General features: G+C 70.0%; 28 protein-coding genes and 1 tRNA gene. 10 read left to right on the forward strand and 19 right to left on the reverse strand.

What is annotated here, in order from left to right; translation table 11 throughout:
- Nucleotides 1-84: 84 nt before the first annotated feature.
- A complete protein-coding gene (locus ACFWB8_RS25480) occupies nt 85-825 on the forward strand; it encodes a Tellurium resistance (RefSeq protein WP_385231583.1) in 741 nt (246 codons plus the stop codon).
- Nucleotides 826-876: 51 nt separating this feature from the next.
- On the opposite strand, the gene ACFWB8_RS25485 is transcribed toward ACFWB8_RS25480, so the two are convergent.
- On the reverse strand, nt 877-1,629 hold the full coding sequence (locus ACFWB8_RS25485) for a TerD family protein (RefSeq protein WP_385231586.1): 753 nt from the start codon (nt 1,627-1,629) through the stop codon (nt 877-879).
- Nucleotides 1,630-1,823: 194 nt separating this feature from the next.
- Between ACFWB8_RS25485 and ACFWB8_RS25490 the strand changes: the two genes are divergently transcribed.
- From ACFWB8_RS25490 to ACFWB8_RS25505, 4 genes are read left to right on the forward strand one after another with little or no spacing between them, the layout of a single operon-like run.
- On the forward strand, nt 1,824-2,990 hold the full coding sequence (locus ACFWB8_RS25490; protein ID WP_385231456.1) for an HpcH/HpaI aldolase/citrate lyase family protein: 1,167 nt from the start codon (nt 1,824-1,826) through the stop codon (nt 2,988-2,990).
- Between the two features lie 8 nt (nt 2,991-2,998).
- Nucleotides 2,999-5,506: a phosphoribosyltransferase gene (locus tag ACFWB8_RS25495; RefSeq protein WP_385231459.1), complete on the forward strand. Its 2,508-nt coding sequence runs from the start codon at nt 2,999-3,001 to the stop codon at nt 5,504-5,506.
- The gene (locus tag ACFWB8_RS25500) at nt 5,503-6,324 is read left to right on the forward strand and encodes an HAD family hydrolase (protein WP_385231462.1); all 822 of its coding nucleotides are present in this window, start codon (nt 5,503-5,505) and stop codon (nt 6,322-6,324) included. The genes ACFWB8_RS25495 and ACFWB8_RS25500 overlap by 4 nt, the downstream gene beginning before the upstream one ends.
- The gene (locus tag ACFWB8_RS25505; protein WP_385231465.1) at nt 6,321-6,983 is read left to right on the forward strand and encodes an O-methyltransferase; all 663 of its coding nucleotides are present in this window, start codon (nt 6,321-6,323) and stop codon (nt 6,981-6,983) included. The genes ACFWB8_RS25500 and ACFWB8_RS25505 overlap by 4 nt, the downstream gene beginning before the upstream one ends.
- Before the next feature lie 86 nt (nt 6,984-7,069).
- Here the strand turns inward: ACFWB8_RS25505 and ACFWB8_RS25510 are convergent, their stop codons facing one another.
- The 3 genes from ACFWB8_RS25510 to ACFWB8_RS25520 form a co-directional block, all read right to left on the reverse strand.
- On the reverse strand, nt 7,070-7,291 hold the full coding sequence (locus tag ACFWB8_RS25510; RefSeq protein WP_385231468.1) for a zinc ribbon domain-containing protein: 222 nt from the start codon (nt 7,289-7,291) through the stop codon (nt 7,070-7,072).
- A 33-nt stretch (nt 7,292-7,324) separates the two neighbouring features.
- A complete protein-coding gene (locus ACFWB8_RS25515; protein WP_385231471.1) occupies nt 7,325-7,870 on the reverse strand; it encodes a DUF4383 domain-containing protein in 546 nt (181 codons plus the stop codon).
- Nucleotides 7,871-8,192: 322 nt separating this feature from the next.
- A complete protein-coding gene (locus ACFWB8_RS25520; protein WP_385231474.1) occupies nt 8,193-9,437 on the reverse strand; it encodes a hypothetical protein in 1,245 nt (414 codons plus the stop codon).
- 105 nt (nt 9,438-9,542) lie between these two features.
- Here ACFWB8_RS25520 and ACFWB8_RS25525 point away from each other — a divergent pair.
- A tRNA-Val gene (locus ACFWB8_RS25525) sits at nt 9,543-9,617 on the forward strand.
- A 59-nt stretch (nt 9,618-9,676) separates the two neighbouring features.
- On the opposite strand, the gene ACFWB8_RS25530 is transcribed toward ACFWB8_RS25525, so the two are convergent.
- The 6 genes from ACFWB8_RS25530 to ACFWB8_RS25555 all read right to left on the reverse strand — a co-directional run bounded on the left by ACFWB8_RS25530 (nt 9,677) and on the right by ACFWB8_RS25555 (nt 15,142).
- Nucleotides 9,677-10,822 (reverse strand): tyrosine-type recombinase/integrase, encoded by a 1,146-nt coding sequence (locus ACFWB8_RS25530; protein ID WP_385231477.1) that lies wholly within the window; start codon nt 10,820-10,822, stop codon nt 9,677-9,679.
- On the reverse strand, nt 10,822-11,019 hold the full coding sequence (locus ACFWB8_RS25535) for a helix-turn-helix domain-containing protein (protein ID WP_033225951.1): 198 nt from the start codon (nt 11,017-11,019) through the stop codon (nt 10,822-10,824). The genes ACFWB8_RS25530 and ACFWB8_RS25535 overlap by 1 nt, the downstream gene beginning before the upstream one ends.
- 466 nt (nt 11,020-11,485) lie before the next feature.
- Entirely contained in the window at nt 11,486-12,961 is a 1,476-nt protein-coding gene (locus ACFWB8_RS25540; RefSeq protein ID WP_385231481.1) for an ATP-binding protein, read from the reverse strand.
- 2 nt (nt 12,962-12,963) lie between these two features.
- On the reverse strand, nt 12,964-13,806 hold the full coding sequence (locus ACFWB8_RS25545; RefSeq protein ID WP_385231484.1) for a bifunctional DNA primase/polymerase: 843 nt from the start codon (nt 13,804-13,806) through the stop codon (nt 12,964-12,966).
- Nucleotides 13,803-14,468 carry a DNA cytosine methyltransferase gene (locus tag ACFWB8_RS25550; protein ID WP_385231487.1) on the reverse strand — a complete coding sequence of 222 codons (666 nt, stop codon included), beginning with the start codon at nt 14,466-14,468 and terminating at the stop codon, nt 13,803-13,805. Before ACFWB8_RS25550 ends, ACFWB8_RS25545 begins: the two co-directional genes overlap by 4 nt.
- A complete protein-coding gene (locus ACFWB8_RS25555; RefSeq protein ID WP_385231489.1) occupies nt 14,465-15,142 on the reverse strand; it encodes an SAM-dependent methyltransferase in 678 nt (225 codons plus the stop codon). Before ACFWB8_RS25555 ends, ACFWB8_RS25550 begins: the two co-directional genes overlap by 4 nt.
- A gap of 101 nt (nt 15,143-15,243) precedes the next feature.
- Between ACFWB8_RS25555 and ACFWB8_RS25560 the strand changes: the two genes are divergently transcribed.
- The gene (locus ACFWB8_RS25560; protein ID WP_385231492.1) at nt 15,244-16,200 is read left to right on the forward strand and encodes an HNH endonuclease; all 957 of its coding nucleotides are present in this window, start codon (nt 15,244-15,246) and stop codon (nt 16,198-16,200) included.
- A gap of 17 nt (nt 16,201-16,217) precedes the next feature.
- On the opposite strand, the gene ACFWB8_RS25565 is transcribed toward ACFWB8_RS25560, so the two are convergent.
- The 8 genes from ACFWB8_RS25565 to ACFWB8_RS25600 all read right to left on the reverse strand — a co-directional run bounded on the left by ACFWB8_RS25565 (nt 16,218) and on the right by ACFWB8_RS25600 (nt 21,264).
- Complete coding sequence (locus ACFWB8_RS25565; RefSeq protein ID WP_385231495.1) at nt 16,218-16,406, reverse strand: hypothetical protein; 189 nt, start codon at nt 16,404-16,406, stop codon at nt 16,218-16,220.
- 159 nt (nt 16,407-16,565) lie between these two features.
- Complete coding sequence (locus tag ACFWB8_RS25570; RefSeq protein WP_385231498.1) at nt 16,566-16,808, reverse strand: hypothetical protein; 243 nt, start codon at nt 16,806-16,808, stop codon at nt 16,566-16,568.
- 150 nt (nt 16,809-16,958) lie between these two features.
- Nucleotides 16,959-19,025, reverse strand: coding sequence for a cell division protein FtsK (locus ACFWB8_RS25575; RefSeq protein WP_385231501.1), 2,067 nt, complete (start codon nt 19,023-19,025; stop codon nt 16,959-16,961).
- Between the two features lie 91 nt (nt 19,026-19,116).
- On the reverse strand, nt 19,117-19,317 hold the full coding sequence (locus tag ACFWB8_RS25580) for a DUF6257 family protein (protein ID WP_385231504.1): 201 nt from the start codon (nt 19,315-19,317) through the stop codon (nt 19,117-19,119).
- Nucleotides 19,318-19,392: 75 nt separating this feature from the next.
- Nucleotides 19,393-19,791 (reverse strand): DUF6251 family protein, encoded by a 399-nt coding sequence (locus ACFWB8_RS25585; protein ID WP_385231507.1) that lies wholly within the window; start codon nt 19,789-19,791, stop codon nt 19,393-19,395.
- Between the two features lie 2 nt (nt 19,792-19,793).
- Complete coding sequence (locus tag ACFWB8_RS25590) at nt 19,794-20,165, reverse strand: RRQRL motif-containing zinc-binding protein (protein ID WP_385231510.1); 372 nt, start codon at nt 20,163-20,165, stop codon at nt 19,794-19,796.
- Nucleotides 20,162-20,998: a DUF2637 domain-containing protein gene (locus ACFWB8_RS25595; protein WP_385231513.1), complete on the reverse strand. Its 837-nt coding sequence runs from the start codon at nt 20,996-20,998 to the stop codon at nt 20,162-20,164. The genes ACFWB8_RS25590 and ACFWB8_RS25595 overlap by 4 nt, the downstream gene beginning before the upstream one ends.
- Nucleotides 20,995-21,264: a DUF6284 family protein gene (locus tag ACFWB8_RS25600; RefSeq protein ID WP_385231516.1), complete on the reverse strand. Its 270-nt coding sequence runs from the start codon at nt 21,262-21,264 to the stop codon at nt 20,995-20,997. Before ACFWB8_RS25600 ends, ACFWB8_RS25595 begins: the two co-directional genes overlap by 4 nt.
- A 451-nt stretch (nt 21,265-21,715) precedes the next feature.
- Here ACFWB8_RS25600 and ACFWB8_RS25605 point away from each other — a divergent pair, with 451 nt between their 5' ends.
- From ACFWB8_RS25605 to ACFWB8_RS25615, 3 genes are all read left to right on the forward strand, one after another.
- On the forward strand, nt 21,716-22,504 hold the full coding sequence (locus ACFWB8_RS25605; RefSeq protein ID WP_385231519.1) for a GntR family transcriptional regulator: 789 nt from the start codon (nt 21,716-21,718) through the stop codon (nt 22,502-22,504).
- Nucleotides 22,501-23,154 carry a YdcF family protein gene (locus ACFWB8_RS25610; RefSeq protein ID WP_385231522.1) on the forward strand — a complete coding sequence of 218 codons (654 nt, stop codon included), beginning with the start codon at nt 22,501-22,503 and terminating at the stop codon, nt 23,152-23,154. The genes ACFWB8_RS25605 and ACFWB8_RS25610 overlap by 4 nt, the downstream gene beginning before the upstream one ends.
- Before the next feature lie 299 nt (nt 23,155-23,453).
- Nucleotides 23,454-24,233, forward strand: coding sequence for a hypothetical protein (locus ACFWB8_RS25615; RefSeq protein WP_385231525.1), 780 nt, complete (start codon nt 23,454-23,456; stop codon nt 24,231-24,233).
- Nucleotides 24,234-24,566: 333 nt separating this feature from the next.
- Here the strand turns inward: ACFWB8_RS25615 and ACFWB8_RS25620 are convergent, their stop codons facing one another.
- Complete coding sequence (locus tag ACFWB8_RS25620; protein ID WP_385231528.1) at nt 24,567-25,124, reverse strand: HIRAN domain-containing protein; 558 nt, start codon at nt 25,122-25,124, stop codon at nt 24,567-24,569.
- Between the last annotated feature and the right edge of the window lie 58 nt (nt 25,125-25,182).

The raw sequence follows: 25,182 nt of genomic DNA on the forward strand, positions 1-25,182 counted from the left end.
GCGCGGATCCACAGGACCGCGCGGCCGCCCCGCCGCACGTCCGCGGCACATCCGGTGCACGGGACCGACCTGGGGGGTTGGGGCATGGGTTTCTTCGACGGGCTCAGGGGCGCGCGCGCCACGCAGTTCCAGTCGGGCAGCGCCTCGTCGAACGCGATCGAGCTGACCAAACGCCATCCGACGGTGTCGCTCACCAAACAGGGGGCGGTGCACGGCAACCTGCGCGTCAACCTCTCCTGGCGCATGCGCACCTCGGACATCGGAGGCCGCAGCGTCGGCCAGAGCGGCCAGCTCTTCCGACATCCGTTCAAGCTGTTCAAGCCCGACATGGTGCAGGCGCACACCCAGGGCATGGTCAATGTCGACCTCGACATCGGCTGCCTCTACGAGCTGACCGACGGCACCCGCGGCGTCGTCCAGCCGCTGGGCAACCTCCACGGGGACATCAACAGCCCGCCGTACGTGAAGCTCAGCGGCGACGACCGGTTCGGGGCGCCCTCCGGCGAGACGGTCTTCGTCAACCTCGACCACGCCGACGAGATCAAGCGGCTGCTGGTCTTCGTCTACATCTACGACCAGACCCCGGCCTTCGACCGGACGCACGCCCTGGTGACCCTCTACCCGATCACCGGGCCGCGGATCGAGATCCCGCTGGAAGAGCGGCACCCGCAGGCCCGCTCCTGCGCGGTGGTCTCCCTGGAGCGCGTCAAAGGCGAGCTGATCGTGCGGCGCGAGGTGAAGTTCGTGTACGGGTTCCAGGCCGAGCTGGACCGGCTGTACGGGTGGGGCCTGCAGTGGGGACGGGGCTACAAGACCAAGGCCTGACGCCGGGGCGTGACACCGGGGCCGGGGGCCCGGCCCCCGCGGCGGCCGCGGTCAGCGGCGGATGAACTGCGGGCCCTGCGCCGGCAGCCGGAAGGCCTGCTCGCCGCCGGGACCCGGAAGCGGAATCGGCGACACCGGCTGCGGGTACCCGTACGCGGGCTGCGCGGCCGGCGGGGCCTGCGTGTGCGGGGCGGGCGGGCGCATCGCGGCGGTCTGCTCGGCGGTGGGCCCGGGGGCCGACGCCGAGGCCTCGGGGACGCTCTCGTCCACGGAGATCCCGTGGTCGGTCGCCAGCCCCACCAGCCCGTTCGAGTAGCCCTCGCCCAGCGCGCGGAACTTCCACCCGTCGCCCCGGCGGTACAGCTCTCCACAGATCAGCGCCGTCTCGGCGCCGGTCTCGGGCCGTACGTCGAAGTAGGCCAGCGGCTCGGAGCCGCCGGTGGCGGTGGCGTCGTAGAGCAGGATCCGCAGGTCGTGGACGCGCTGGAAGGGCACGTCCTCGGCGGAGGCGACGACGAGGATCCGGTCGACGGCCGGCGTGACGGCGCGCAGGTCCGCCTGGACGGCGTCGGTGATCGAGTCGCCGAGCTGTTTCTTGCCGAGTCGCCAGACGGCCCCGGAGGGGTGCCGGGGCTGGTTGTAGAAGACGAAGTCCTCGTCCGACCGCACCCGCCCGTCGGGGCCCACGAGCAGCGCGGACGCGTCCACGTCGGGAACCTCGCCGCCGCCGGTCCAGCGCAGCACCGCCCGGACGGCCACGGGGGCCACCGGGATGTTCGAGCCCTTCTGCATCGCGTGCGTCATGCCGGTCATCCTGCCCTCCCGGGCACGACCGGGACAATGCGGCCCCCCGTAGGGCCTTGTTCAGAACGGAAGACCTGGGCATGGTGCAAGAGGGTTACCTGGATGTCATGTGCTTGGGCAACTCTTGAATCTCATTCGTACGTACTATTACCGGCCACGCCAGTTGGGCCGCCGAGGCAGTACGGGGGAAGTACATGCGTCACTTCGGGCACATATCGCCCACCGTCCGCAAGGATCTCTTCCACCAGGAGCCGGCCGAGTTCACCGCCGCCTCGCCCGCCCGCACCCTCGCGGCAGCGCTGGGAGCCACGCTCTACAGCCCCGCCACCCGGCCCAACCTCGCCGGTGACATCCGCAAGCAGGCCTCCCGCGGAGTCGTCTCCATGGTCCTCTGCCTGGAGGATTCCATCAGCGACGCCGAGGTGGCGGGCGGCGAGGACAATCTCGTGCGCCAGTTCTCCGCCCTCGACGAGGACCCCGCGGAGCTGCCGCTCCTCTTCATCCGCGTCCGCACGCCCGAGCAGATACCCGACCTCGTGCGCCGCCTCGGCGGCTCCGCATCGCGGTTGGCCGGATTCGTACTCCCAAAATTCACCGAAAGCCGCGGAATCGCCTTCCTCGACGCCGTCGCCCAGGCCGAAGCGGAGAACGGCCGGCCCCGCCTGTACGCGATGCCCGTCCTGGAGACCCCGGAGCTCCTGCACCTGGAGACCCGCGTCGAAGCCCTCGCCGGCATCTCCCGCACGGTCAACAAGTACCGCGAGCGGGTCCTGGCCCTGCGGCTCGGCGTGACCGACTTCTGCTCGGCGTACGGACTGCGCCGCACCCCCGACATGACCGCGTACGACGTCCAGATCGTCGCGGGGGTGATCGCCGACGTGGTCAACGTGCTCAGCCGCGCCGACGGCACCGGCTTCACCGTCACCGGACCGGTGTGGGAGTACTTCCGCAGCCAGCAGCGCCTCTTCAAGCCCCAACTGCGCCGCAGCCCCTTCCTGGAGGAGGGCGTGGAGGAGCTGCGCACCGCGCTGATCGAGCACGACCTGGACGGGCTGCTGCGCGAGATCGAACTCGACCGGGCCAACGGACTGCTGGGCAAGACCTGCATCCACCCCGCCCACGTCACCCCCGTCCACGCGCTGTCGGTGGTCTCCCACGAGGAGTTCAGCGACGCCCAGGACATCCTGCGCCCCGAGCGCGGCGGCGGCGGAGTGATGCGTTCCGCCTACACGAACAAGATGAACGAGGTGAAGCCCCACCGGGCCTGGGCCGAGCGCACCATGCTCCGCGCCGAGGTCTTCGGAGTGGCGAAGGAGGAGGTCGGCTTCGTCGACCTCCTCACGGCCGGGCTCCAGGTGTGAGCGGGCCGGTGACGAGGGTTACGACGAGGAAGGGCAAGACGATCGACGAGGTGTGGTCGGGAACCTGGGTCGCGGACCGACTGGGCGTGAGCCTGGAGGAGGGCTCCGAGCCGGGCGGGCCGCGGCTCGACGAGCTGCTCGGGCTGGCGCTGCGGCGCAACCCCAAGCGGGCGCACCTGCTGGTCTCGCAGGTGCTCGGCAAGCACGTCCCGCAGTCCCCGGCGGTCGTGTACGCCGCCGGGTACGGGCTCGGGGAGCGGGTCCGGGCCCTGCTCGGCGAGGCCGCGGCCGCCTCGGCGGTGGTCCTCGGGTACGCCGAGACCGCGACCGGGCTCGGCCACTGCGTCGCCGACGGCCTCGGGGTCGCCCCGTACCTGCACTCCACCCGCCGCCCCGTCCCGGGCGTGGCGTCCGCGGGCGGCTTCGAGGAGGCCCACTCGCACGCCACCTCGCACCTGCTGCTGCCCGAGGACCCGAAGCTGCTGGCCGGCAGCGGTCCGCTGGTCCTGGTGGACGACGAGTTCTCCACCGGCAACACGGTCCTGAACACCATCCGCGACCTGCACGCCCGCCACCCGCGAGGGCACTACGTGGTCGTCGCGCTCGTCGACGTGCGCTCCCCGTCGGACCGCGCCCGCCTCACCTCCTTCGCCGCCGAACTGGGCGCGCGGGTGGACCTCGTCGCCCTCGCCTCCGGCACGGTCTCCCTCCCGGAGGGCGTCCTGGCCAAGGGCCGGGCCCTGGTCGCGGAGCACGAGGACCAGGGCGGAGCCCCGGCAGACGGCCCGGGCGGAGCCCCGGCAGACGGCCCGCAGCCGGTCGTGCTCGACTGGCCCGCCGGGGTCCCCGACGGGGGCCGGCACGGGTTCACCCCCGCGCACCGGACCCGGCTGGAGGCGGCGCTGCCCGCCCTGACCCGGCAGCTCGCGGCCGCGCTCGGCGACCGCCCCGGGCGCGTCCTCGTACTCGGCAACGAGGAGCTGATGTACGCACCGCTGCGCCTCGCCAAGGCCCTGGAGGAGTCCGGCGCGGCCGCCGAGGTCCGCTTCTCCACCACCACCCGCTCGCCGGTGCTGGCGGTCGACGACCCCGGCTACGCCATCCGCACCCGCCTCGTCTTCCCCGCCCACGACGCCCCGGCCGACGGACCCGGCGACCGGTACGCCTACAACGTCCACAGCACGGCGGGGGCCGGCTTCGACACCGTGGTCGCCGTGGTCGACTCGGCCGGGGACACCCCCGAGCTGCGTACGGGCCTGCTCGCCGCCCTCGCCCCGTACACCGGCCGGGTGCTGCCGGTCGTCATACCCGCCTACGCGCCCGACGTACACGACGTACACGACGTTCCCGACGTCCCCGACCGGCTGGAGCCGATCATGACCGAGCCCCTGCGCGGCCCCGCCTTCTCCTCGTACGCCCCCGAGGACGTCGGCTGGCTGCTCCAGGACTTCTCCGACGTCGAGCTGGAGGCCCCCACCGAGGAGCGCGAGGAGGCGATACAGGCCGGCGGCGCGCACTACGCCGAGTCGCTGCCCGTCGAGTACCAGCCGTCCCCCCGGTACCAGGAGCTCTACCAGAGCGCCCTGACCGCCTCCGCCGCCCGGATCGCCCGCGCCGTCGGCACCGTCACCGAGACCGTCCTGGCCGAGCGGTCGCCGTCCCCCGTACTGGTTTCCCTGGCCCGCGCCGGGACCCCGGTGGGCGTGCTGATGCGCCGCTGGGCCCGCGCCCGGCACGGCCTGGACCTGCCGCACTACGCCGTCTCCATCGTGCGCGGCCGGGGCATCGACGCCAACGCGCTGCGCTGGCTGGCCGACCACCACGATCCGGCCGACATCGTCTTCGTGGACGGCTGGACGGGCAAGGGCGCCATCACGCGGGAACTGCGCGAGGCACTGGCGGAGTTCGAGGGCTTCAACCCGGAGATCGTGGTCCTCGCCGACCCCGGCTCGTGCGTGGAGACCTACGGCACCCGCGAGGACTTCCTGATCCCCTCCGCCTGTCTCAATTCCACCGTCTCCGGGCTCGTCTCGCGTACGGTACTGAGGTCGGACCTGGTCGGCCCCGCCGACTTCCACGGCGCGAAGTTCTACCGCGAGCTCGCCGGCGCCGATGTCTCCGTCGACTTCGTCGACACCGTCGCCGCCCGCTTCGACGAGGTGGCCGACGCCGTCGACGACGAGGTCAAGGAGCTGCTGGCGGCGGACCGCACCCCGACCTGGGTGGGCTGGGCGGCGGTCGAGCGCATCAGCGAGGAGTACGGCATCCACGACGTGAACCTGGTCAAGCCGGGAGTCGGCGAGACCACCCGGGTGCTGCTGCGCCGCGTCCCGTGGAAGATCCTCGCCCAGCGCGGCGCCGGAGCCGACCTGGACCTCGTACGACTCCTCGCGGAGCAGCGGGGAGTACCGGTGGAGGAAGTGGACGGGCTGCCCTACACCTGCGTGGGACTCATCCACCCCCACTACACGCGCGGCGCCACCGGTGCCGACGGAAAGGCTGTGGCCTCCAAGTGACTGTCCTGGTAGCCAGTGATCTCGACCGCACGCTCATCTACTCGGCGGCCGCGCTCGGCCTGACCATGCCCGACCCGCAGGCCCCGCGGCTGCTGTGCGTCGAGGTCCACGAGAGCAAGCCGCTCTCGTACATGACGGAGACGGCGGCCGGGCTGCTGGCCGAGCTGACCGCCGATCCCCGGGTGGTCTTCGTCCCGACCACCACCCGTACGCGCAAGCAGTACCAGCGGATCCGCTTCCCCGGGCGCCCGGCTCCGTACGCGATCTGCGCCAACGGCGGCCAATTGCTGGTGGACGGGGTGGCGGACAAGGACTGGCGGCGCGAGGTCGCGGTGCGGCTGGCGCGGGAGTGCGCGCCGCTGGAGGAGGTGCACGGGCACCTGCTGGCGACGGCGGACCCGGTGTGGCTGCGCAAGGCGCGGCTGGCGGAGGACCTGTTCACGTACCTGGTCGTCGAGCGGGCGCTGGTGCCCGACGAATGGCTCAAGGGCCTGGCGGAGTGGGCGGGCGCGCGCGGCTGGTCTGTGTCGCTCCAGGGCCGGAAGATCTACGCGGTCCCGCAGCCGCTGACCAAGAGCGCGGCGATGCGCGAGGTGGCCCGCCGGACCGGGGCCACGGCCACGCTGGCCGCCGGCGACTCGCTGCTGGACGCGGACCTGCTGCTGGCGGCGGACGCCGGGTGGCGGCCGGGCCACGGCGAACTGGCCGACGCGGGCTGGACGGCGCCGACGGTGACGGCGCTCGCCGCGGCCGGCGTGCTGGCGGGCGAGGAGATAGTGCGCGAATTCGGACAGGCGGTTGCGAGACTGAGCGCATGACCAAGGGCAACAGCACAAAGATCACGGACGAGCTCTACGCCTACATGCTCGCGCACAATCCCCCGCTGGACGCGGTCCAGCGGGGGCTGGTGGCGACGACGTACGAGAAGTTCCCGGACGCCGCCGGAATGCAGTCGGCGCAGGAGCAGGGGCCGCTGCTGGCCTTCCTGGTCCGGCTGACGGGCGCCCGCCACATCGTGGAGGTGGGCACCTTCACCGGCTTCTCCACGTTGTCCATGGCCCAGGCCCTGCCGCCCGGCGGCACGCTGATCGCGTGCGACGTCTCCGAGGAGTGGACGGCCTTCGGCCGCGAAGCCTGGGAGGCGGCGGGCGTCGCGGACCGCATCGACCTGCGGATCGCCCCGGCACGGGACACGCTGCGCGCCCTGCCGGTCGAGCCGCACATCGACATGGCCTATGTGGACGCGGACAAGGAGAGCCAGATCGCGTACTGGGAGGAGCTCGTGCCGCGGATGCGTCCGGGCGGCCTGATCGTCACGGACAACACCCTCTTCCACGGCACGGTCCTTGACGAGTCGGGCACGGGCGCGGGGGCGGTCGTCCGCGCGTTCAACGACCACGTCGTGGCGGACACCCGCATGGAATCCGTGCTGCTGGCGATCTCGGACGGCCTGACGCTCTCGCGCAAGCGCGCGTAGGGCCCCGGGGCGTAGGGCCGGAGCGTAGGGCTGGCGCGGCTGCGGCCGACTGAGCCGCAGCCGTAGCCGCCCACGCCGTAGCCGACTCAGCCGCAGCCGCCTCCGCCGCAGCAGCCCCCGCCGCCTCCGGCCGCGCGCATGGCGGGCGCGGGGGCGCCGCTGGTGCCGCCCACGGCGACGGCGGAGAGCAGCTTGACGGTGTCGGCGTGTCCGGCCGGGCAGTCGGCGGGCGCGGAGGACTCGGCCATCGGACGACTGACCTCGAAGGTGTCGTCGCAGGTCCGGCAGCGGTATTCGTAGCGAGGCATGCGGCCAGGCTACGCAGTCCGGGACCGGGAACGTCAATCCCCCGCGGCAGGGTGCCGGTGGAGGGGTGGCCGCTGCTCGCGGGCCGCCTGATCGGGGTGGCGGGCGCGCCAGTACGGGTTGTCGTGCGGCAGGGCGCTGCCCACCCGCCCGTACATCCCGAACCACATCAGCATCACGCCCACCACGAAGCTGAACAGCACGTTCGGAATGTGGAACGCCAGGAAGTTCATGCCCGTGTCGAGCAGCGCGAGGTTCACGAACCCGCTCGCGATGAACAGCAGGCCCAGCACGATGTTGACGGTCGAGGCGAAGCTGCCCCCGATCACCATCCCGATGAACAGCAGCCCTCCGAAACAGATCGACAGGACACTCAGCGCGCCGTTGGTGTTGAGGGCGAGCACGGTGTCTCCACCGGTGTCGAAGAAACCGATCCGGTTGATGAGCCCGAGGATCCCGAAGACGACCAGCAGCAGCCCGGTCAGGCCGGCGCCGACCCGGTAGACCTTGCTGAGCTTGTGATCGGCGGGCAGGTGCTCGTCGAGCCGGGCATTGACGGGACGCAGCATGCGTCGCAGCATCCCGGGGGAGTCCTGTGGTGCCTGGGAGGACGCATAGGGCTCATGGGGTATGTACGGCGCGTAAGACTCATGGGGCTGGTGACACCCGTAGAGCGCGTGAGCTCCGTAAGGCTCATGCGGCACAGGGGGTGCCTCGGGTACGCGGGACGCACGAGGCCTGTGGGAAGTGTGGGCAGCCATACCGCCCTCCTCTGCTCCGTTCCTGGCACCGCTTCCGGCACCTCTCCTGGAACTCTCCTGGAACCTCCAGCATCCGCCGATGCCCACCCCCGGACAACCCCGGCCTCACCCTCACCCTCACCCCGCACCCGCACCCCTACGCTCACCCGGCCGCGCGTCGACCCCGCATGTCCGCCACGACCCGGCCCACCGCCGCCCGCACCTCCTCCATCTCCTGGAGGAACGCCCAGTAGTCGGGGTGCCGCCCCTCCAGCGCGGCCAGCGCACGCTCCACCCGCGCCACCGCCTCGTCCAGCGGCCGCGCGTACCGCGGCTCCGGCACCGTGCGGCCCTCCATCGCCAGCCGCTGCGCGTCCCGGATCGCGAACCGCGTCCGCTGCACCTCCGCCTGCGGATCCCGCGCCACCGCCTCCAGCCGCGTCAGCCGGTCCTGCGCCGCCGACACCGCGTCGTCGGTGGCGTCCAGCGCCGTCCGGACCGCCTCGACCAGCGCCGCCACATCGGCCCAGCGCTGCTCGTCCCGCGCCCGGGAGGCCTCCTTCAGCCGCTCCTCGGCCCGCGCCACATCCCGTACCGCCTGGTCAGGCACCTGCTGGAGGTCCTGCCAGCACGCCGCACTGAACCGCCGGCGCAGCTCGCTCAGCACCGGATCCACCCGGTCCGCCCGGTTGCGCAGGGCCTGCGCCCGGGTCCGCAGGCTCACCAGCCGCCTGTCGATCTCCGCGGCCCGCTCCGGCAGCCGCGCGGCCTCGGCCCGTATGGCCTCCGCGTCCCGCAGGATCCGGTCGGCCCGCTGCACGGTCTCCTGTACGCCGTGCTGCGCGGCCCCCTGGTTCAGCTTGGTCAGCTCCGGCCCGAGCGCCGCCAGCCGCGCGGCCAGGTCGTCGGCCCGCATCCCCTTGCCGCGTACGTCCTCCAGCGCCGTGCTCGCCGCCAGCAGCGCGGCCCTGGCCCGCTCCCGGGCCGGCGCCACCCGGGCCAACTGCGTCTCGGCCTTGTCCAGCAGCGGCTGCAACCCCTGCGCGAACCGGTCCAGCTCCGCCTTGACCCGTACGAGCTCCTCGCGCGCCCGGGTCAGCTCCTCCCGCGCCCGCGCCGCGACGGCGCCGTCCAGCTCGGGCCGGTCCAGGTCGTGCGCGTCCACGGCCTCGATGTACACCTGGCTGACCTGGTCGATGCGCTGCCCGAGCGCGGTGAACCCGGCACCCGCCTGCCGCGCGGCGGGCGACCCGTCCGCCGCGGCGATGGTCTCCACCGAGATCCGCAGCTCCCGCTGCGCGCTGTCCAGCTCGTAGAACGCGGCCGCGGCAGCATCCTTCGCCGCCTGCGCATCCGCCCGCCGACTCTCGTCCCGCCCGCCGAACCACCGCCGGGATGCCGTCGTCACAATCCCTCTCCCGTACCGCGTCCGCCATGCCCCGCTCCATTCTCCCCTACGGGAACGGGTTTGCGTGGGGGGTGTGCCCGCCATGTAGGCTGTCCACTCATCCACGGGTGCGTAGCTCAGGGGTAGAGCGCTGCTCTTACAAAGCAGATGTCGGCGGTTCGAAACCGTCCGCGCCCACCAGCACAAAGGCCCCCAACCGATCATGGTTGGGGGCCTTTGACGGTAGTTCTTGACGGCAGTTACCCCTGCGGGACCCGCCTCCGCAGCATCCGGTCCATGTGCCCGATCGCCTCCCGCCGCGTCTCCTCCGACACGTGCGTGTAGATGTTCATCGTGACGGCGATCTGCGAGTGCCCCAGGATCTCCATGACCACCCGCGCTGGCACCCCCGCCGCGAAGAGCAGGGTGGCGCACCCGTGCCGGGCATCGTGGAGCCGGATCCGGGGGAGACCCGCCCCGTCCCCGATCCGCTCGAAGGACCGACTGATGTTCCGCGGCTCGACCGGCCGGCCGGACCGCGTCGTGAACACGTAGTCGTTCTCCTGCCAGGCCTCGCCCGCTGCGTCCCGCTGGGCAGCCTGGCGCAGACGCTGCCACCGGAGCGGAGCCACGGTCATGAGCGGGATCGGAATGACCCGGGTCCGGCGGTTCTTCGTGGAGTCCGCGTACAGCTCCTTCTGTACCCGCTGGATCTGGTTCCGCACGGTCAGGGTCCGGCGATCCAAGTCGATGTCCTGCCAGCGCAGCCCCAGGACCTCCCCGCGCCGCAGCCCCATCGTCACGGCCACCACGAAGGCCGCGTAGAGCGGGTCGCGCCGGGCGGCTTCGAGGAAGGTCACCGTCTGGTCGAGGTTCCACGGCTGGAGCTCCCGCGGCTGCACCCGGGGCGCTGGCACGAGCTGGACGACGTTCCTGCTGATGAGTTCCTCCCGGCAGGCGGCGGAGATGGCGCTGCGCAGCACGCGGTGCGACTCCTTCGCGGTGGCGGCCGACGCCTGAGTGGTAACCGCGGCGAGCATGCGCCGGACGTCTGCCACCCCGAGGGTTTCGAGCCGCTTGGATCCGAGGTTCGGAACGAGGTACCGCCGGACGTGCGTCTCGTACTTCGCGTACGTGGTCTTCTTCCGCTCGCCCCTCACGAACTCCTCCAGCCAGTGCGGCAACCACTCGGAGAGGCGGGCGGACTTGGTGGGCGTCGGTACGCCCTGCCGGTCCCGCAGGACCAGCTCCTGCCGCTTGGTGTCGCACTCCTCCCAGGTCTTGCCGTAGACGGTCTTCCGCGCACGGGTCCCGTCGGGCTGCGGCACGTAGACCCGGGCCTCGTAACGACCGTCCGAGCGCTGCCAGATGCTGCCGGCGCCGTTCGGGTTCCTCTTGCGTGCCATCAGGCTGCTTCCTCCAACTTGGCTTCCAGATAGGCGCGAACGCTGTCCGCGGGGATCCTGCGCGAGCGGCCCTCGGTGAAGCTCGGGAGGGCGCGGGAGCGGATCAGGTTGTAGACGGTGAAGCGGCTGAGCCGCAGGGCGGCCATGACCTCGGGCACGGTCAGGGCTTGATGCGTGGTGGGCAGGGCAGAACTCACTGCGGCCTCCATGTGGATGGTCAGTGCGCGTGTGTTCGACGTGGGGATTCCTGCGTCATCGCGTCGTCTGTGTCATTTGCTGGTCTGACCTGCGGTTTTCGGTGACGTAGCAGCTCGGTCGCGTGTCACCGGCCTGCGTCATCGTCAACGGGATGACGCAGGCCGGTGACGTGGGTGACGCGTGATGACGTAGCCGTTGGCCGTCTGCGTCACCGATGTAGCCCCAGGTCACGGGCCGTTTGGAGCCTGGCGGTGACACGGGTGACGCAGCGTCTCTTCTCTTAGGAAAAAGAAGAGGGGGGGTTTCTGTTGTGGTGGGCCGAGTCTTCGAGCGTGAAGAGGGAGCCGCTGCGCGGCACGTCCCTCACAGCGGCGGCAAGCCGCCGGAACAGCAAGAGGAGCACGCGCCACCGGGGCGGGCGGGTGCTCTTCTTGCTTGTGCGGGGACCGGCGGTGGCGGCGCCCGTTAGAACGCTGCCTGCTGCTGGTCGGGCGGCGAGGGCGAGGGGCGGGTCATTTCGATGTAACGGGCCGTTTTGGTGCGGCCCCAGTCGACGAGGACGCCACGCGCGGCGAGGGTCGGCTGAAGCCGCTTGAGACGGTCGGAGAAGACCTTGCCGGTTGTGGGCCACCCCTTGGGCAGGGCACGGAACTCGTCTCCCGTGTAGAGCTGGGTGAGGGCGTGCAGCCACTCGGTCGAGGTCATCCGGACTTCCTCGCCCGGTTCGAGGCTGGCGGCGTGCTTAAGGACGGTCTGGGCGAGGAGGTCCCCCTCGATCACGTCGTCGTTGAGGTCGTCGAGGCTGGCCCGGTAGGCGTTCAGCGCTCCGAGCCCGTTGGCTGCGTCGAGCTGAGCGCAGAGGTGGGCGAAGTCGGCCATCCGCAGGTCGGTGGGGATGTCGGCCTCCGTGGCCCGCACCTTCACGGTGAGGTCCAGCAGCGAGCCAAGGATGACGGGCAGAACCTGCGCGTACTCCGCCCACAGCTCCGCCTCGGTCCGCCGTACCCGGGGCCGTTCGAGGCGCAGGGGGAGGAGGCGTTCGGCGAGGTCGGGGCGGATCACGCCCACGTCGATGCCGGTCAGCAGCAGTGGGCGGCGGTAGCGGGAGCGGACAACGTCGCCGTCGGTGAACAGGGCGCGTTTGATGCTCTCTGCGCCGGTGACGATGCAGCACATCAGGTCGGACAGGTCCGGGGGAAGGTGGGAGAGGTTGTCGAGGGCGGTGACCCATCCGGCGGCGACGGCCGTGATCAGGTTCTCCTCGTCCTTCGGGGCGCGGCGCAGGTCGCCGCTCATGCCCTCGATGATCCGCACCAACATGCGACCGCCGGTGGACTTGCCGGCGCCTTGGGGGCCGGTGAGGAACGGGGCAGGGACGGGTACGGACGGCTCCAGGCAGCCGATCAGCCATGCGACAGCGAGGCACTCACTCTCGGCGTTCGCGAAGTTGCACAGCCTCAGCAGCAGGTCGATGCCTTTGCCGTTGGTGTCCTGGGCGGGGAGGGGGAGTTCGCCGGTGAGCTGGGTGCGCCGCCAGCAGACCTCGCGCGGGTCGGGGGCGAGGATGCTCCAGCCGGTGGGGTGGATGCGGACGGACTGGCCGTCGTCGCGGCCCAGGTCGAGCCAGGTCGCGCCGTCGAATCCCGGGGCCACGCGGATGTGTGTGGCCTGTACGTCCTTGCTGAGCGCGAGTGCTTCGATCAAGTCCAACGCCTCCTTGAGGGCCGTTCCGTTGAACACGCCGAGCCCGTCGTTGAACAGACCGACCATGAGTTCCTGCCGGTGGCTGCCGGTCGTGCCCTGGGAGCGGATGGGCCGGGCAACCGGGTGGCCGTTCTTCTGTGCGTACACGGTGCCTTCGGTGGTGCGGAAGTACCGGAAGTGCGCCTGCGCGTAGTCGGTGATGATCTCGCGGGCCGGAGTCTTCTCGTCCTCTGGCATGGCTACATCCCTAGCTTCGTGAGGGCGTTGGCCCAGGCGACCTCGCAGTGCCGGACGGTTTCGCCCTTGGCCTGCGCGGCGGTGAAGAGGCGCGTGGTGTGGGCCTCGGTCAGGCAGCCGCACCGCCCGTGGGCGGACAGCACGGCGAGGAACGTGCGGTACACGGTCTTGTGGATGGCCTTGGCCGCCGCGGTAATGCGCTGCTCGGCCATGACGATCCCCCGTTCCAGGTAGGCGGGCGAGCGATGCGGGCACTGCCCGCCCCCGGCCGACACCGCCACGATGGCGGAGCGGGTCTGGCTTGCGGTGGGTTCCTTCACCACGAGCGCGCGCACGACGTCCGGCAGCATGGCCATCGTTCCGGCGCCGGGGCCGCGCCAGCGGACGTAGGACATCGTGGACTTCACGTCGACCCCGGGGCGGACGCCGTTCTTCGACTGCATGGCGCCCCGGTAGATCCAGTGCTCGCCCCGCGTCGTCGGCACGACGGTGGTGGCGGGAAGGGTCTGGCGGGCCCAGGTGACGGCTTCGGCGTCGTCCAGGTCCACGACGGTCAGACCAGCACCGCCCGGGTGGTAGGCAACCGCTCCGGCCTGACGCCAGACGCGAAGCCATGCCGGGCCGGTAAGGACGTCCGGGTCGGTGGTGGCGGCTCCCCAGGCGTGGCAGGGGGCCGGGCACCGGCAGGGCCCGGCGGCCAGCATGTGGGGCCGGTCTCCGCAGGCCGAGCTGGTGCAGGCCGGGCAGTTCCCGAAGGGGAGCTTGCCCTCCCGCAGGGGCAGGACGGGGATGCCGAGTTCGGCGAGCCAGAGGGCGGTCCGCAGGTGCCCGGTGGTGTTCCTCATGCGGCGGCCTCCGTCTCGTGGGCGAGGAACTGGGTGGCGATCCATTCGGTGTAGGCGGGCGGCACGGCCTGGCGGGCTTCGGTCTTGTTCATCCAGGTGCAGCCCATGGCGTCCGCGTACGCCCGCTCGCCCTTGTGCTCGAACGCCAGCAGGCCCTTGCGGTGCCAGCACGGCGGTAGGAGGTCACCGCCGCCGTGCCAGGAGGTCTCGAAGGCCCGGTGGCGGCGGACGTTCAGGCCGAACTGCGTCCCGCACAGCAGGTAGTCAGCACGCAGGGTGCCGTCCCAGGCGGCTTCGGGGACGTTCTCGATGACCCACGGCCGCCCCGCGGTCTTCATCAGGGCCTTGCCGGGGGTGATCAGGTCGGGGTGGTCGTCGCGGCTGCCGCGCCAGGCGGTCACGCGGGCCTTGTTCTGGCACGGCCACGACGCGTGGATCAGGTCGTACTCCGCGACCTCACCCGTGGCGGTGATCCGGGCCAGGTATTCGAGGGCGTCGGCCTGGTGGAAAGTGAAGGGGTAGTTCGGCATCGCGTGGATGTCAACGCCGGTCACGTCGAACCCGGCGAGGTGGTAGCCCATGGCGAGGCCGCCGGCCCCGCAGCACAGGTCCAGGACCTTAAGCCCGTTCGGCCGCCGCAGCGGCAGGACACCCGTGCTCATGCGGCCACCGCCAGCACGTTGAGCTGGGCTAGGGCCTGCTCGCCGATCCACTGGGCGTAGGCCGGGGGGATGGCCTCGCGGATCCCGTCGCGGTTCATCCACGGCACGCCCATCACCCGGCGGGCGAGGTCCACACCGGAGAAGTTCCCGACGAACTGCCCGTACCAGCCCTTGGGGACGGGGCGCCCCATTTTGGCCTGCGGGACTAGGTGGGCGGGGTGCTCGGGTGCGGTGAAGGTGAAGCCGCCGCCGGTCTCGAAGTACCGGTGCCGGTACGTCTCCACTCCGAACATCGCCCCGCACAGCATTACCGGCCGGCGCAGCTTCCGGGCGGCGCCTCGGACGTTCTCCATCACCCATGGGCGGCCCGTCGACTCCAGCGCGGCCCGGGTGGGCCCGATGAGGTCGGGGTGGGTGCGGCCCTGGATGCGCTGGCACTCCGAGTCGTGCTGGCACGGCGGCGAGGCGTGGATGAAGTCGAAGCCCGCGCCGAACTTCTGGATGAAGTCGATGGCGTCGCCTTGGTGGAAGCCAAGGGGGTAGCGGGTCTGGGCGTCCTTGTCGACGCCGGTCACGTCGAATCCGGCGCGGTGGTAGCCCATGCCGGCGCCGCCCTGGCAGCAGTACGCGTCCAGGAGACGGGGCCTTGGCCCGTTGTCGGTGGGATGGGTCATGCTGGATGCCTCCAGTTCGAGGAATGGGCTGGGCGGGGGCAGCCGCGGTCTTTGCGAGAGAGGGCGGCTGCCCCCGCGTTGTTCTGGCGTGAGGGGGCGTTGTGACGACGGCGTGGCTGGTCCTGGCAGTGGGAGACGAACGGCAGCACGGGGGGAATGACGGGTATGACGACGACCCGTCGGAGCACTACAGCTGGGACGACACCGTCCCCAACCACGCGAATCTGAAGGTGGGCGACGTGATCGCCCTTTGGGACAAGAAGCAGCTGCTCGGCCTGGGAGTGATCTCTGAGATCGAGACGGGCAGCGAGGTCAAGAACCTGTACTTCTGCCCGGTGTGCAAGAAGGCGGACATCAAGCCGCGCAAGCGGCTGAAGCCTGCCTACCTGTGCAATAAGTGCGGGGCCCAGTTTGATGAACCGGGCAGCAAGGCCAAGCGCGTGGTCACCTACCGGTCGAAGCACGGGGAAACGTGGATGGACGGTCGCGGGTTGCTGACCGGAGCGCAACTGCGAGCCCTGTGTGATTCACCGCGCTCACAGCTGAGCATGCGAGCGGCCCGCTGGGAGAAGCTCCGCGATGCCCTCCTGGCCATCGAAGGAGTCGACTTCGACGACCTGGACACGGGCGGCGAAGAGCAGCCCGGCGAGGACTCGGTGCGCAAGCCGATTCCGGGCGGGCACCGGATGTCGAACGTCCGGACCCGCCAGGGCCAGCCTGCATTCCGCAAGCAGCTGCTGAAGGACCACGGCGAGGTCTGTGCCTTCACCGGCCCGACGCCAGCAGCAGCTCTTCAGGCCGCGCATCTCTACAGCTTCGCGGACGCCGGCGAGCACCGTGACTGGGGCGGGCTCCTCATGCGGGCCGACGTCCACAGCCTGTTCGACCGCGGCCAGATCACCGTCAACCCCGACACCGGCTGCATCGAGATCGCCGAAGACCTGCACCGGTACCCGGTCTACTTCTCCCTCCACGGCGCGACCCCTGCCATAACTCTCCGGCCGGAGCACGAAGCATGGCTTGCCGCTCACTGGCGCAGCCACGCGCCTGCCCAGTAGCACTTGGCGGTCGCGTTTTAGAGGTTGGGGATGGCGGCGACGATGGCGTTGGCCATCTCGTTGATGGGGCCCGCGGCGCCGGTCGAGGCGAGGAAGAACCCGAATCCGGCGGCGATGAACGCCCCTCCGGCGCTGAGGCTGTGGGAGCGCAGGAGGAAGTAGAGGACGAGTCCGAAGAGCGCGACGAGCGAGACGGTGATGGCCATGCCGGAATCTCCTTTGACGTGCACGGGGAAGGTTGCGAGGCTGCGCGTACTCCGGGTGCTGACAAGCTCGGGGTTCTGCCGGTGGCCGTGTCCGCCTAGCTCCACCATCGGAGCGGGGTCCGCCTTATGGCGTGCGGCCACCGGCCTTGCTGTCCGGGGTCAGCGGCTGCCGGCTCGGTGGATTTCCCGGCTCTGGTTGTGCAGGCGACGGCCGACGCGCAGGCGCTTGCCTTGGCCCTTGCAGCGGCGGCAGGGCTTGACCCGCTTGACCTTCCCGGACCGCTTGAGGGTGAGCTTGGCGCCGATACCGTCGCACTTGCGGCAGGTCCCGAACGGGCTGGCCATGCACAACAGGGTGTAACCGGCGAGGGCGGCGAGGATGAGGGCGCTAGCGATGAGCATGCGGGTCTACTCCCAGCGTTGGGGCGGTTTCCGGGTGTTCTCGCAGGTGGGCCGCTAGACACTAGATCCTTGATCAGAGGCCTGATGGGGCGCTAGCGGGGGTGCTAGACCTAGCAGCGCCGGGTGCTAGGTCTAGCAGTGGTTCTAGGGTCAGGCGGCGGCCCGATCGGCGTCACGGCGAGTGATGGCGGTGGTGATGTCGGCGCGCTTGATGCCGCGCCGGTTCTTGCCCTCGCCCTCGTCGGTCTGGCCCCAGACCTGTCCGGGCTTGATGCCCCAGGGCTTGAGCGCGGCGGTGACGTTCTCGCCCTTCCACCCCGCGTACGCGTCCGGCCGGAGCCCGGTGAGGCGGGCGGCGATGCGCTCGCACCACACCGCGTCCTCGTCGGCCGGGATGACCGCGAGGGTGTCGGTCAGGATGTCGAGTCCGGCAGTCGCTTCGGGCCCCTTGCCGATGGCGTGGCCGGTGACGTTGCCGTAGTCGTCGCGCATCTTCCGGGCGCGGGCCACGACCTGCTCGGCAGCGAGCGCGTCGACGAAAGCGGAAGCGACGATGCGCGGGTCGTCGCCCTCGCCGGCCATCCAGCAGATGCCCCGGTCCGAGCGGGAGAACATCGTCGCCCGGTACCCGGCCTTGTACATGGACGTGCCGAGGATCATGTCATTGGCGGGCTGGCCCATGACCTTCAATGCGAACCGCAGCACGGCGTTCGCGGAGATGCCGGTTGGGAGGGACTTGGCGTCGGGGCGCTGGGTGCCGAACATGCCGACGATGCCGAGGGCGGGGCCGCGCTTGGTGATGTCGGTGCAGATGTCCTCGATCTCCGCGCCGTATTTCTCGTGCTCAAAGGGGACCTGGCACTCGTCCAGGCCGACGACGATCGGGTGCAGGCCCAGGGTCTTGTCGCTGGCCAGCTCCGGGGTCACCTTCGACTCCGGGCACCGGCTGCGGGGCAGGGACTTGATGACCTTCGCCCGGCGGCGCAGTTCGTCCTTCAGCTCGCGAAGGGCCTGGACGACGTACTCGATGTCCTCGTCTTCCTCACCGGCCCGGTAGCGGTGGCAGACCGGCTCCAGCGCGGAGAAGTCGCCGGTTCCCTTGAAGTCGAACGCGTAAATGGCGGCGCGCGGGTCGAGGGCGGCGATGAGGAGGAGCAGTCGCATGAGGAAGGTCTTGCCCATGCGGGGGATGGAGCCGACGACGACCGCGGCGAACATGAGGGTCACCGTCACGTCGCGCATGCGCTGGTCGTTGCCGAACACGACCGGCTTGAACAGGTCCACCTGCCCCGACTTCAGCAGTGGCCAGGCGGGCTTGGTGGTCTCGTTCATCGGCTTGTCCCCCACCCACAGCACGAGTCGCCCTTCGTGCTCGGCCGGGTCGGGGGCCGGCCAGACGCAGCCGACCTTGCGGCGCAGTCCGGAGGCCAGGGGCTTGCGGGCCTCCATGATGTCCTCCGGCGTCACGCCGTAAGGGAGGTCGAGGTCGGCGCGGTAGCCGGGCCCGTCGCGGACGATCTCCGACGTGAACCGGAGTCCGTTCATGTCGCCGCCCTTCTTGATGGCGGCGGAGATCTTCGCGTTGCCGATGCTGTCCAGCCCGCGCAGGACGATGGATCCGGTCATCTTCTGCAGCTCGGTCTTCAGCACCGCGGGGCCGATGACGGGGGCGTCGGGCTGCTGCCCGGCGAAGCCCAGGAGAAGGACCCCGCCGGCGGCGAACGCGTAGAGGAAGGCGGGGGCCAGGACGTAGAGCCAGAGGGCGAAGCCGTGTCCGAACACGGCGGCGACGAGGGTGACCAGGCCGCGCAGCCGGATGCGGCCCTGCCGGAGCCGGGCCAGGCGCATGTACTCCTCGACGTCCTCGGTGCGGACCGCAAAGTCCCGTAGCGGGGCCGCCTCGCGGTCCCACACCCACCGGTTGGTGGTGGCGATGAACCGGCAGGCGCCGAGCGGGGAGCGGGCGGTGAGGCGGGCGGCGTAGACGGGCATCCGGACGCCGTGGAAGAGGGTGGCGTAGCCGAGGTTCGCGACGGCGTGGCGGGCGGTGGCGGCGAAGTCGCGGCGGTTGGTGAGCCAGCCGGCGAGGACGGGCTTGCGCTTCTCGTCACGGACCTTGGGGTCGGGCAAGTTCGGGTTGTCGACCATCTTCGGTATCACCGGCTCGACGTCCTCGTCCGGGACGGCCCACAGGTGCGTGCTCGGGGAATCGGTCATGCTGAGAACTCCTGCTCTCGCTGGCAAGCGGGGGTGGGTAGGGCCCGGGGCGGCCTGATTCCTTGGCCGGGGCGGCCGCCCCGGGGCACAGCTACTTGCGCTTCCTGCTGCTCGTGCTGGTCCTGGCGTTGTGCTCTTCGCGTTCGCGGGCGGCGTCGACGATCCGCTCGAACTTCCGCTCCAAGTCGCCCTGGTAGACGGTCTGGCTCGCGATACCGCGCTTGGCCATCCGAGCGGTCAGCCACATGAGCTTGGCGACCTCGCCGGCGGTGTACTTCGGGTCCTTCGCCATCGGGAGAACTCCTTCCGGAGCCGGTCTGTCCGGCTCCCCTCACCACCCGCACGGGTCGGGTGGATCGGGCAGCCGTCAGCCGCGTCGGCGGCGGGAGGCCTTGGCGGCCTTGCTCACGTTCTTCACGGCCTGCGCTCCGCTCGGGCCGCCTATCGACTTCACGACCGTGTGGACACCCCAGCCGAGGACCAGCGCGAGGAAGGCCAGGAACGCGATGTTCGCGGCGATCGCGGTCAAGGCGGTGATCAGGAGCGGGCCGAAATACACGCCGGCCGCGACCGCCCCGGCACCAACGCCGGAGCCGAGCGCGATGCGCTGGACGGTCCGGTCCGGGGCAGCCTGGTGGATGTGCTGGTGGGTGACCTGCGGCCCGGTGTACGCGGGAGGCAGCGTGGTGGGGTCGGCGTAGACATGGGTGCCATCCGGGAGCCGGACGACGCTGGCGTGCGCGGGGAGTTCGGGCAGGTGGTTCACGGTCAGCCCCCTTCGGGGTAGGCGCAGGGAACGCACATGCCGAGCGAGGCCGGTACGACGTATCCGGCATCGCGGCGGCACTGCGTGCAGGTGCGGCGGGCGGTGTTGGCCTTCGCCAGCGCAGCCGTCTTGGCTGGAGTCATCGGCCGGACCGGCTTAGCCCGGTCGACGCGGTACAGGAACGCGATCAGCGGGCTGCGTCGGAAGCGCGGGCGCAGGACCTGTCCGGCGATGTCCTGACCACCGGGCCGCAGCCCCAGAGCGCGGAGCTGCCGACGGGTGGCGAGTCCGTCGGGGGCCAGGCGCCAAGGGAAGGTGGGTATCCCGTGGAGGACCCCGGTCGGCTCGAAGCAGCGAGCGAACGTCAGGCTCATCCGGCCACCGCCGCCGAGTCCCGTTCACGCTCGGCCTTCAAGGTTTCCCGCACAACCCGCGCCTTGGCCGGGGAAGTCCGCAGGGCCTTGCGGATCCCTTCGCCGGTCAGCTTCTCGATCGGCCAGGACTCCGTCAGGCTCCGTGCCTCGCCGAGCAGTTCGGCATCCGTGCGGGTCGGTCGGGTCGATCGAGCAGCTTGCGGGACTCGACCGGTCGCCCGACGGGGCCGCATCGACTCGGCCGCCACGGAGAGTTGCGGCAGGGCCTCGATCGGCTCGACCACCGGGACGGGGGAAGAATCCACCTCCACCCCTGGGGCTGTCTCCTCGACTACCGGTTCGCCCTGGTCAGACATCGACCGGTTTAGATCGATCTGCACCCATCCGTCCGCGAGCAGGTCGACCGTTGTTTTGTGGTGGAGGACTTTGGCGACGAGGTCGGAGCCGAAGTAGATCGACCCGACCGGAAGCGACGTCGCCAGCAGCACGAGCGCCCAGTTCGCGGGATCCCAGTCGGCCAGTCGAGTCCAGTCGATCGACTCGGAGTGCAGCTCGGGCAGCAGTCCGTGGACGTAGTTCAGGACCAGCGAGGCGAGCGTGTAGGCGGCCAGGACCCGCAGGGCGAACCGGCGGGCCTCGTCGGTCAGGACGAGGGCGGCGACCAGGGCCAGGGCCATCAGGCCATCGACGACGAACGGGTAGAGCGTCGCCGCTGTGCCGTCCGCGCCGATCGCCCTGGCAACGTCCCGCAGGGCGTTCCAGGAGACGCGGAAGGCCATGGCGACCACGACGACCAGCGCGAGGACGAGTGCGGCTTTCGCCTTGCGATTCATGCCGCGTCACCGGATGACGGAAGGTGGGCGGCCCGGTTCTCCAGCGCGGTCCGGGCGGCCAGCACACGCCGGCGGGCCCGGCGCAGCCGCTGCCGGTCCACTTCGGTGGGCGTCCGGTCCAGCGTCATGATCTCCGCGTCGAGCAGGTCGCGCTCCGCCAGGATTAGCGGCATCTCCGGCTCGATCGCGTTCAGCTCCGCGTCCGTCGGCTCCAAGCCGTCGGACCACGGGGTAACAACAGCGTGAAGTGCGGCGATGGACTTCATGGGTCTTGCTCCTTCGGTGGAGGAACGGGGCCCGAACAGCAGCCCCCGGCGTTCGCGCGCCGGGGGCTGCACTGCGTTGGGGTGGAAGCAGGAAGAACTCCGGCTCCCCTCGACCCCGCCCGTACGAGACGGGCGGAGGAGGCAACCGGCCGCATCTCGATCGAGCTGCGGAAGGGTTGGGTGGCGCTGTTCCGTATGCGGGGGCAGAACCCGCTTACGCCGCCCTCTCCGAGGGGGGCGGGTACCTCAGTCCACTGTTCAGTTCTCAAGGAACGGCCGCTTTCTTCGAGCCGTCTCACAGGCTCTCCGGGCGCCGGGGGCACCCCAAAGAAGGCCGCCCCCTCGCCGCTGTCCTAGGACTGCGGCGTCTGAGATCACAATGACGCACAGTCCCAGGACTGTCAACAGTCCTGGGACTGTGTTTGACTTGGCTCATCGAGAGGAGTTCGGCATGGCACCGAAATGGCGAGAACTGGCGGACCGTTTGGCAGAGCGCATCAGGAGCGGTGAGTACGCCCCTGGTCAGCAGCTGCCGCACATCCGGGACCTGGTCGAAGCTGGCGAAGGATCGAAGTCCACGGTTCACGCGGCATACAAGGCGCTCGAGGCCGAGGGCCTGGTGACCTCATCCAGAGGCCACGGCACTGTCGTGCGGCAGCAGTCGCCGCTCAAGCGGCTCGGGATCGCCCGGTACGACAAGACGAAGTGGCGTGACGGGGATGAAGTCGCGTTCATCGCCGACCGAGTCGCCTCCGGCCGCTCGTACAAGCGGGGCGAGCAGACGCAGAGCGTCAGCAGGATGCCTGCCTCCTCGCTGGTCGCGGCGGCCCACGGCCTTCCCGAGGGGGCGGAGGTGTACGCACGCGCTCGACTCGTGAAGGAGGGTGACCAACCGACGCACACTCTGACCAGCTACTACCGGCCCGAGCACGTGGAAGGCACGCGCATCGTGGATCCGTCGCCTGGCCCCGCCGGCCGTGGTGGTGGCTTCCGTGTGCTCTATGACGCGGGTTACGAAATCGACCACATGCGGGAGGAGCTCTTCGCCAGGGTCGCCAAGCCCGAGGAGGCCACGCTGCTCCAGCTGTCGCCCGGCGAGTGGGTGGTCGAGCTGCACCGCACCACCTTCACCGCAGACGGAACCGTGGTGGAGTTCGCCATCGGCCTTCACGCGGCAAGCCGCTTCGCGTGGGCCTATGACTTCAAGGTCCCCGACTCGGCCCAAGGTGTGGCCCCGTGATTTCGGCGCAGGCCTGGTCCGATGCCCAATGCCTCTGGGATTTCCAGCAGATGCACCACAAGCCGCGACCCTGCTCGGTAGCTATCGGGCTCGGCAGTCACGACTTGGGCGTAGCCGATGTGACGGTGGACCTGTACCGGCGTGGGCTGGTGCCGCTCATCGTCTTTACGGGCGCCACGAGCAGAACCACGCGTGACCAGATGCCGCGGGGCGAGGCTGAGCACTATCGGGAGCGGGCCTTGGACCTCGGCGTGCCGGCGGACGTCATTCTCGTCGAGCCACACGCCCGGAACACCGGCGAGAACATCCGGTTCTCCCGGGATCTCCTGGCGGAGTGCGGGGTGAGCGTCTCGTCTGTGCTGCTCGTCAGCAAGCCGTACGAGGAGCGGCGGGCCTACGCCACTGCGCGGAAGCTCTGGCCGGAGGCCGAGTTCATCAGCGCGTCAGCACCGGTGACGCTGGCGGAGTACGTGGACTCGATCCATGATCCCCGGCTCGTCCTAGACATGCTCGTGGGAGCTCAACAGCGTCTGCTCATCTACCCACAGCAAGGCTTCATGGTCAGCTTGCAGGTCCCCCGCCCCGTCACAGAGGCCTACGAGCGTCTTTGCGATGCGGGGTTCACTAGCCGCCTGGTTCCTGGGTCGTGACGGGATCAGACGCAGGCGGTGTACGTTTCGCTACCCCGGCAAGGGCGCTTCCGCCGCCAAGGCGGCGGCGTCGCGCGCCCGGCGCCCCGCTCCAGCCCGGGGCGTTCCGGCTCCGGTATGGAAGGGCGCCGTACGGGGGTGCCGGTGCGTTGTGGTGAACGTCGGGGCTCGGTGGGTCGAGGAGAACTGGTCGGCGCTCAGATGGCAGCCCGTCAAAAATGCACCGCTCCAGGCCTGCAACCTTTAGCGGCCTCCACGAGTCTCCCTCAACAACGTGCCATCTCTCGCAAGGAGTGCGGATGCTTCTCAGGCGTTTCCTCTACCTCGACGAACAATTGGTGCGAGAGTCCCTAGCGCAAGCAGACTCGGGGATCTTCGAAGAGCAGACGATCACCCGTAGCAACAACAGCGACAGGAAGCTGGGCGGCGAAGCTAAGGTCGGCCCTCTGGGAGGAAAGGTCGAGAGGGGAAAAGTTTCAAGCGAAGAGATCGCTCACGTATTGAAGCAGACTCCAGAGAGCCAATTCAATCGCCTATATAGCTGGCTAGAGGAATCGAGTCAGACGGTAGACATCTTCGCCAACGACGCTGACGTTTGGCGAGGGCTGCGTCCTGGCGAGGTGGTTGCTGCCCAGTGTGAGGTGGAGGTACCGGCCGCCTCACGGTTCATGACGTCCCCCGACGAGATGGAAGCCGTCACCCAGATGATGGGCTTGTTCGGGCAGACGCTGGACCAAGGGCAGCGGACGGCTTTCGAAGGCTTTGCCGCATTGTCCCGCTCGTCCGAACAGCGAGTTGTAATCGTTGGTGATGTCGATGACGAAGCCCCGAAGATTATCTCGGCACTCAAGAAGTCTGCTTTGCGTGTTGGCTATGAAGAGCTTGAGACCGAGGCGACTGTGGTCGGCATCCTCCACAAGAAGATTCCAGCAGGAGAGCGGCATCTTCTATTCAACCTTCCCGGAATGAACCTGCTGCCCAGAGCGGAACGCCGGAGGATGGCACAAGCGGCGGACGCGGATCCGACTATGTTCATTGAAGGGCCCTTGGGCATCGTTACCCCCCTGGCCATCTTCTGACTCAGCATGACCAGCTGAAGCTACGGCTCCGAAAGCTCAGCGAAGCCCCAGGTGAGCGACCTGGGGCTTCGTCGTTGTCTAGATCTCTCAGTCCTTGCCGCGCCCTCCGTGTGCCCCAACTCGCAGGAATACCCTGCTTGGGCGTCTGGCGCACGGCTTTGCACCACCCAGGCAGGACCAAGACGCTCGCCAGGGCGACGGGATCACCCAGATGCCCATGCAGGCTGCGACCTGTCGCGCCGCGCCGGTCCTGATGGCATGACGTCCAGCCGCCGCAGGTGATCGCCGCGCCCGAGGATGCACGCGCAGTGGAGGAGCGGCCGCGCTGTCGTGCTATTGAAGGAAGACCGGTTGAGGGAGGCCGGATGGCCGTGGAGACATGAGGTGGGCGACCACCTCAGGAGCGGCCGCCAGGACGGCAACTGCCTCACAGGCAACCCCCGGACCTGTTCCGCGCAAGCTCACCGCGGTAAGGCTCGACCCGCCCGCAATCACCTTGGACCAATGGCGGGCCTTCTGCCTATTCACGTAGCCGATCGGTTCCTTGCCGTAGTTCGGATGCACGGCCACGGCGAAGGGATCATGAAGATTGTCCGGCTCGGGCACCAACCGCAAGGGGCGCCCTGGGCTCAAGTCGGCCCGGCGAGCCGCCTCCGGGTAGTAGTTGACTCCTCGCACGTTGGTCACGTAGAGCCCAGCGCGTTGAAGCCGCCGATCAGTCGGGCCGACCAGCAGCCCTGTCTCGTCTTCGCAGAGGCGTAGGCCGCCTTGGTATTCAACAAGGTGCAGCCGATGAAGTCCGCCAGGTGGTGGCAGGAATCGATCCGCAGGTCCTTCCGACGGAACGTACACAGCTCCCCCTTCGGTACGGAGTCGCTCGAAGCCTTCCACGGCGGGGCAGCCCTTGTGGTCTGTTCGGTCTGGTGTGACGGCAATATCTGACGGCAAC

Origin of the sequence: Streptomyces sp. NPDC060031 (genome assembly GCF_042736805.1) — a bacterium.
GTDB lineage: Bacteria > Actinomycetota > Actinomycetes > Streptomycetales > Streptomycetaceae > Streptomyces.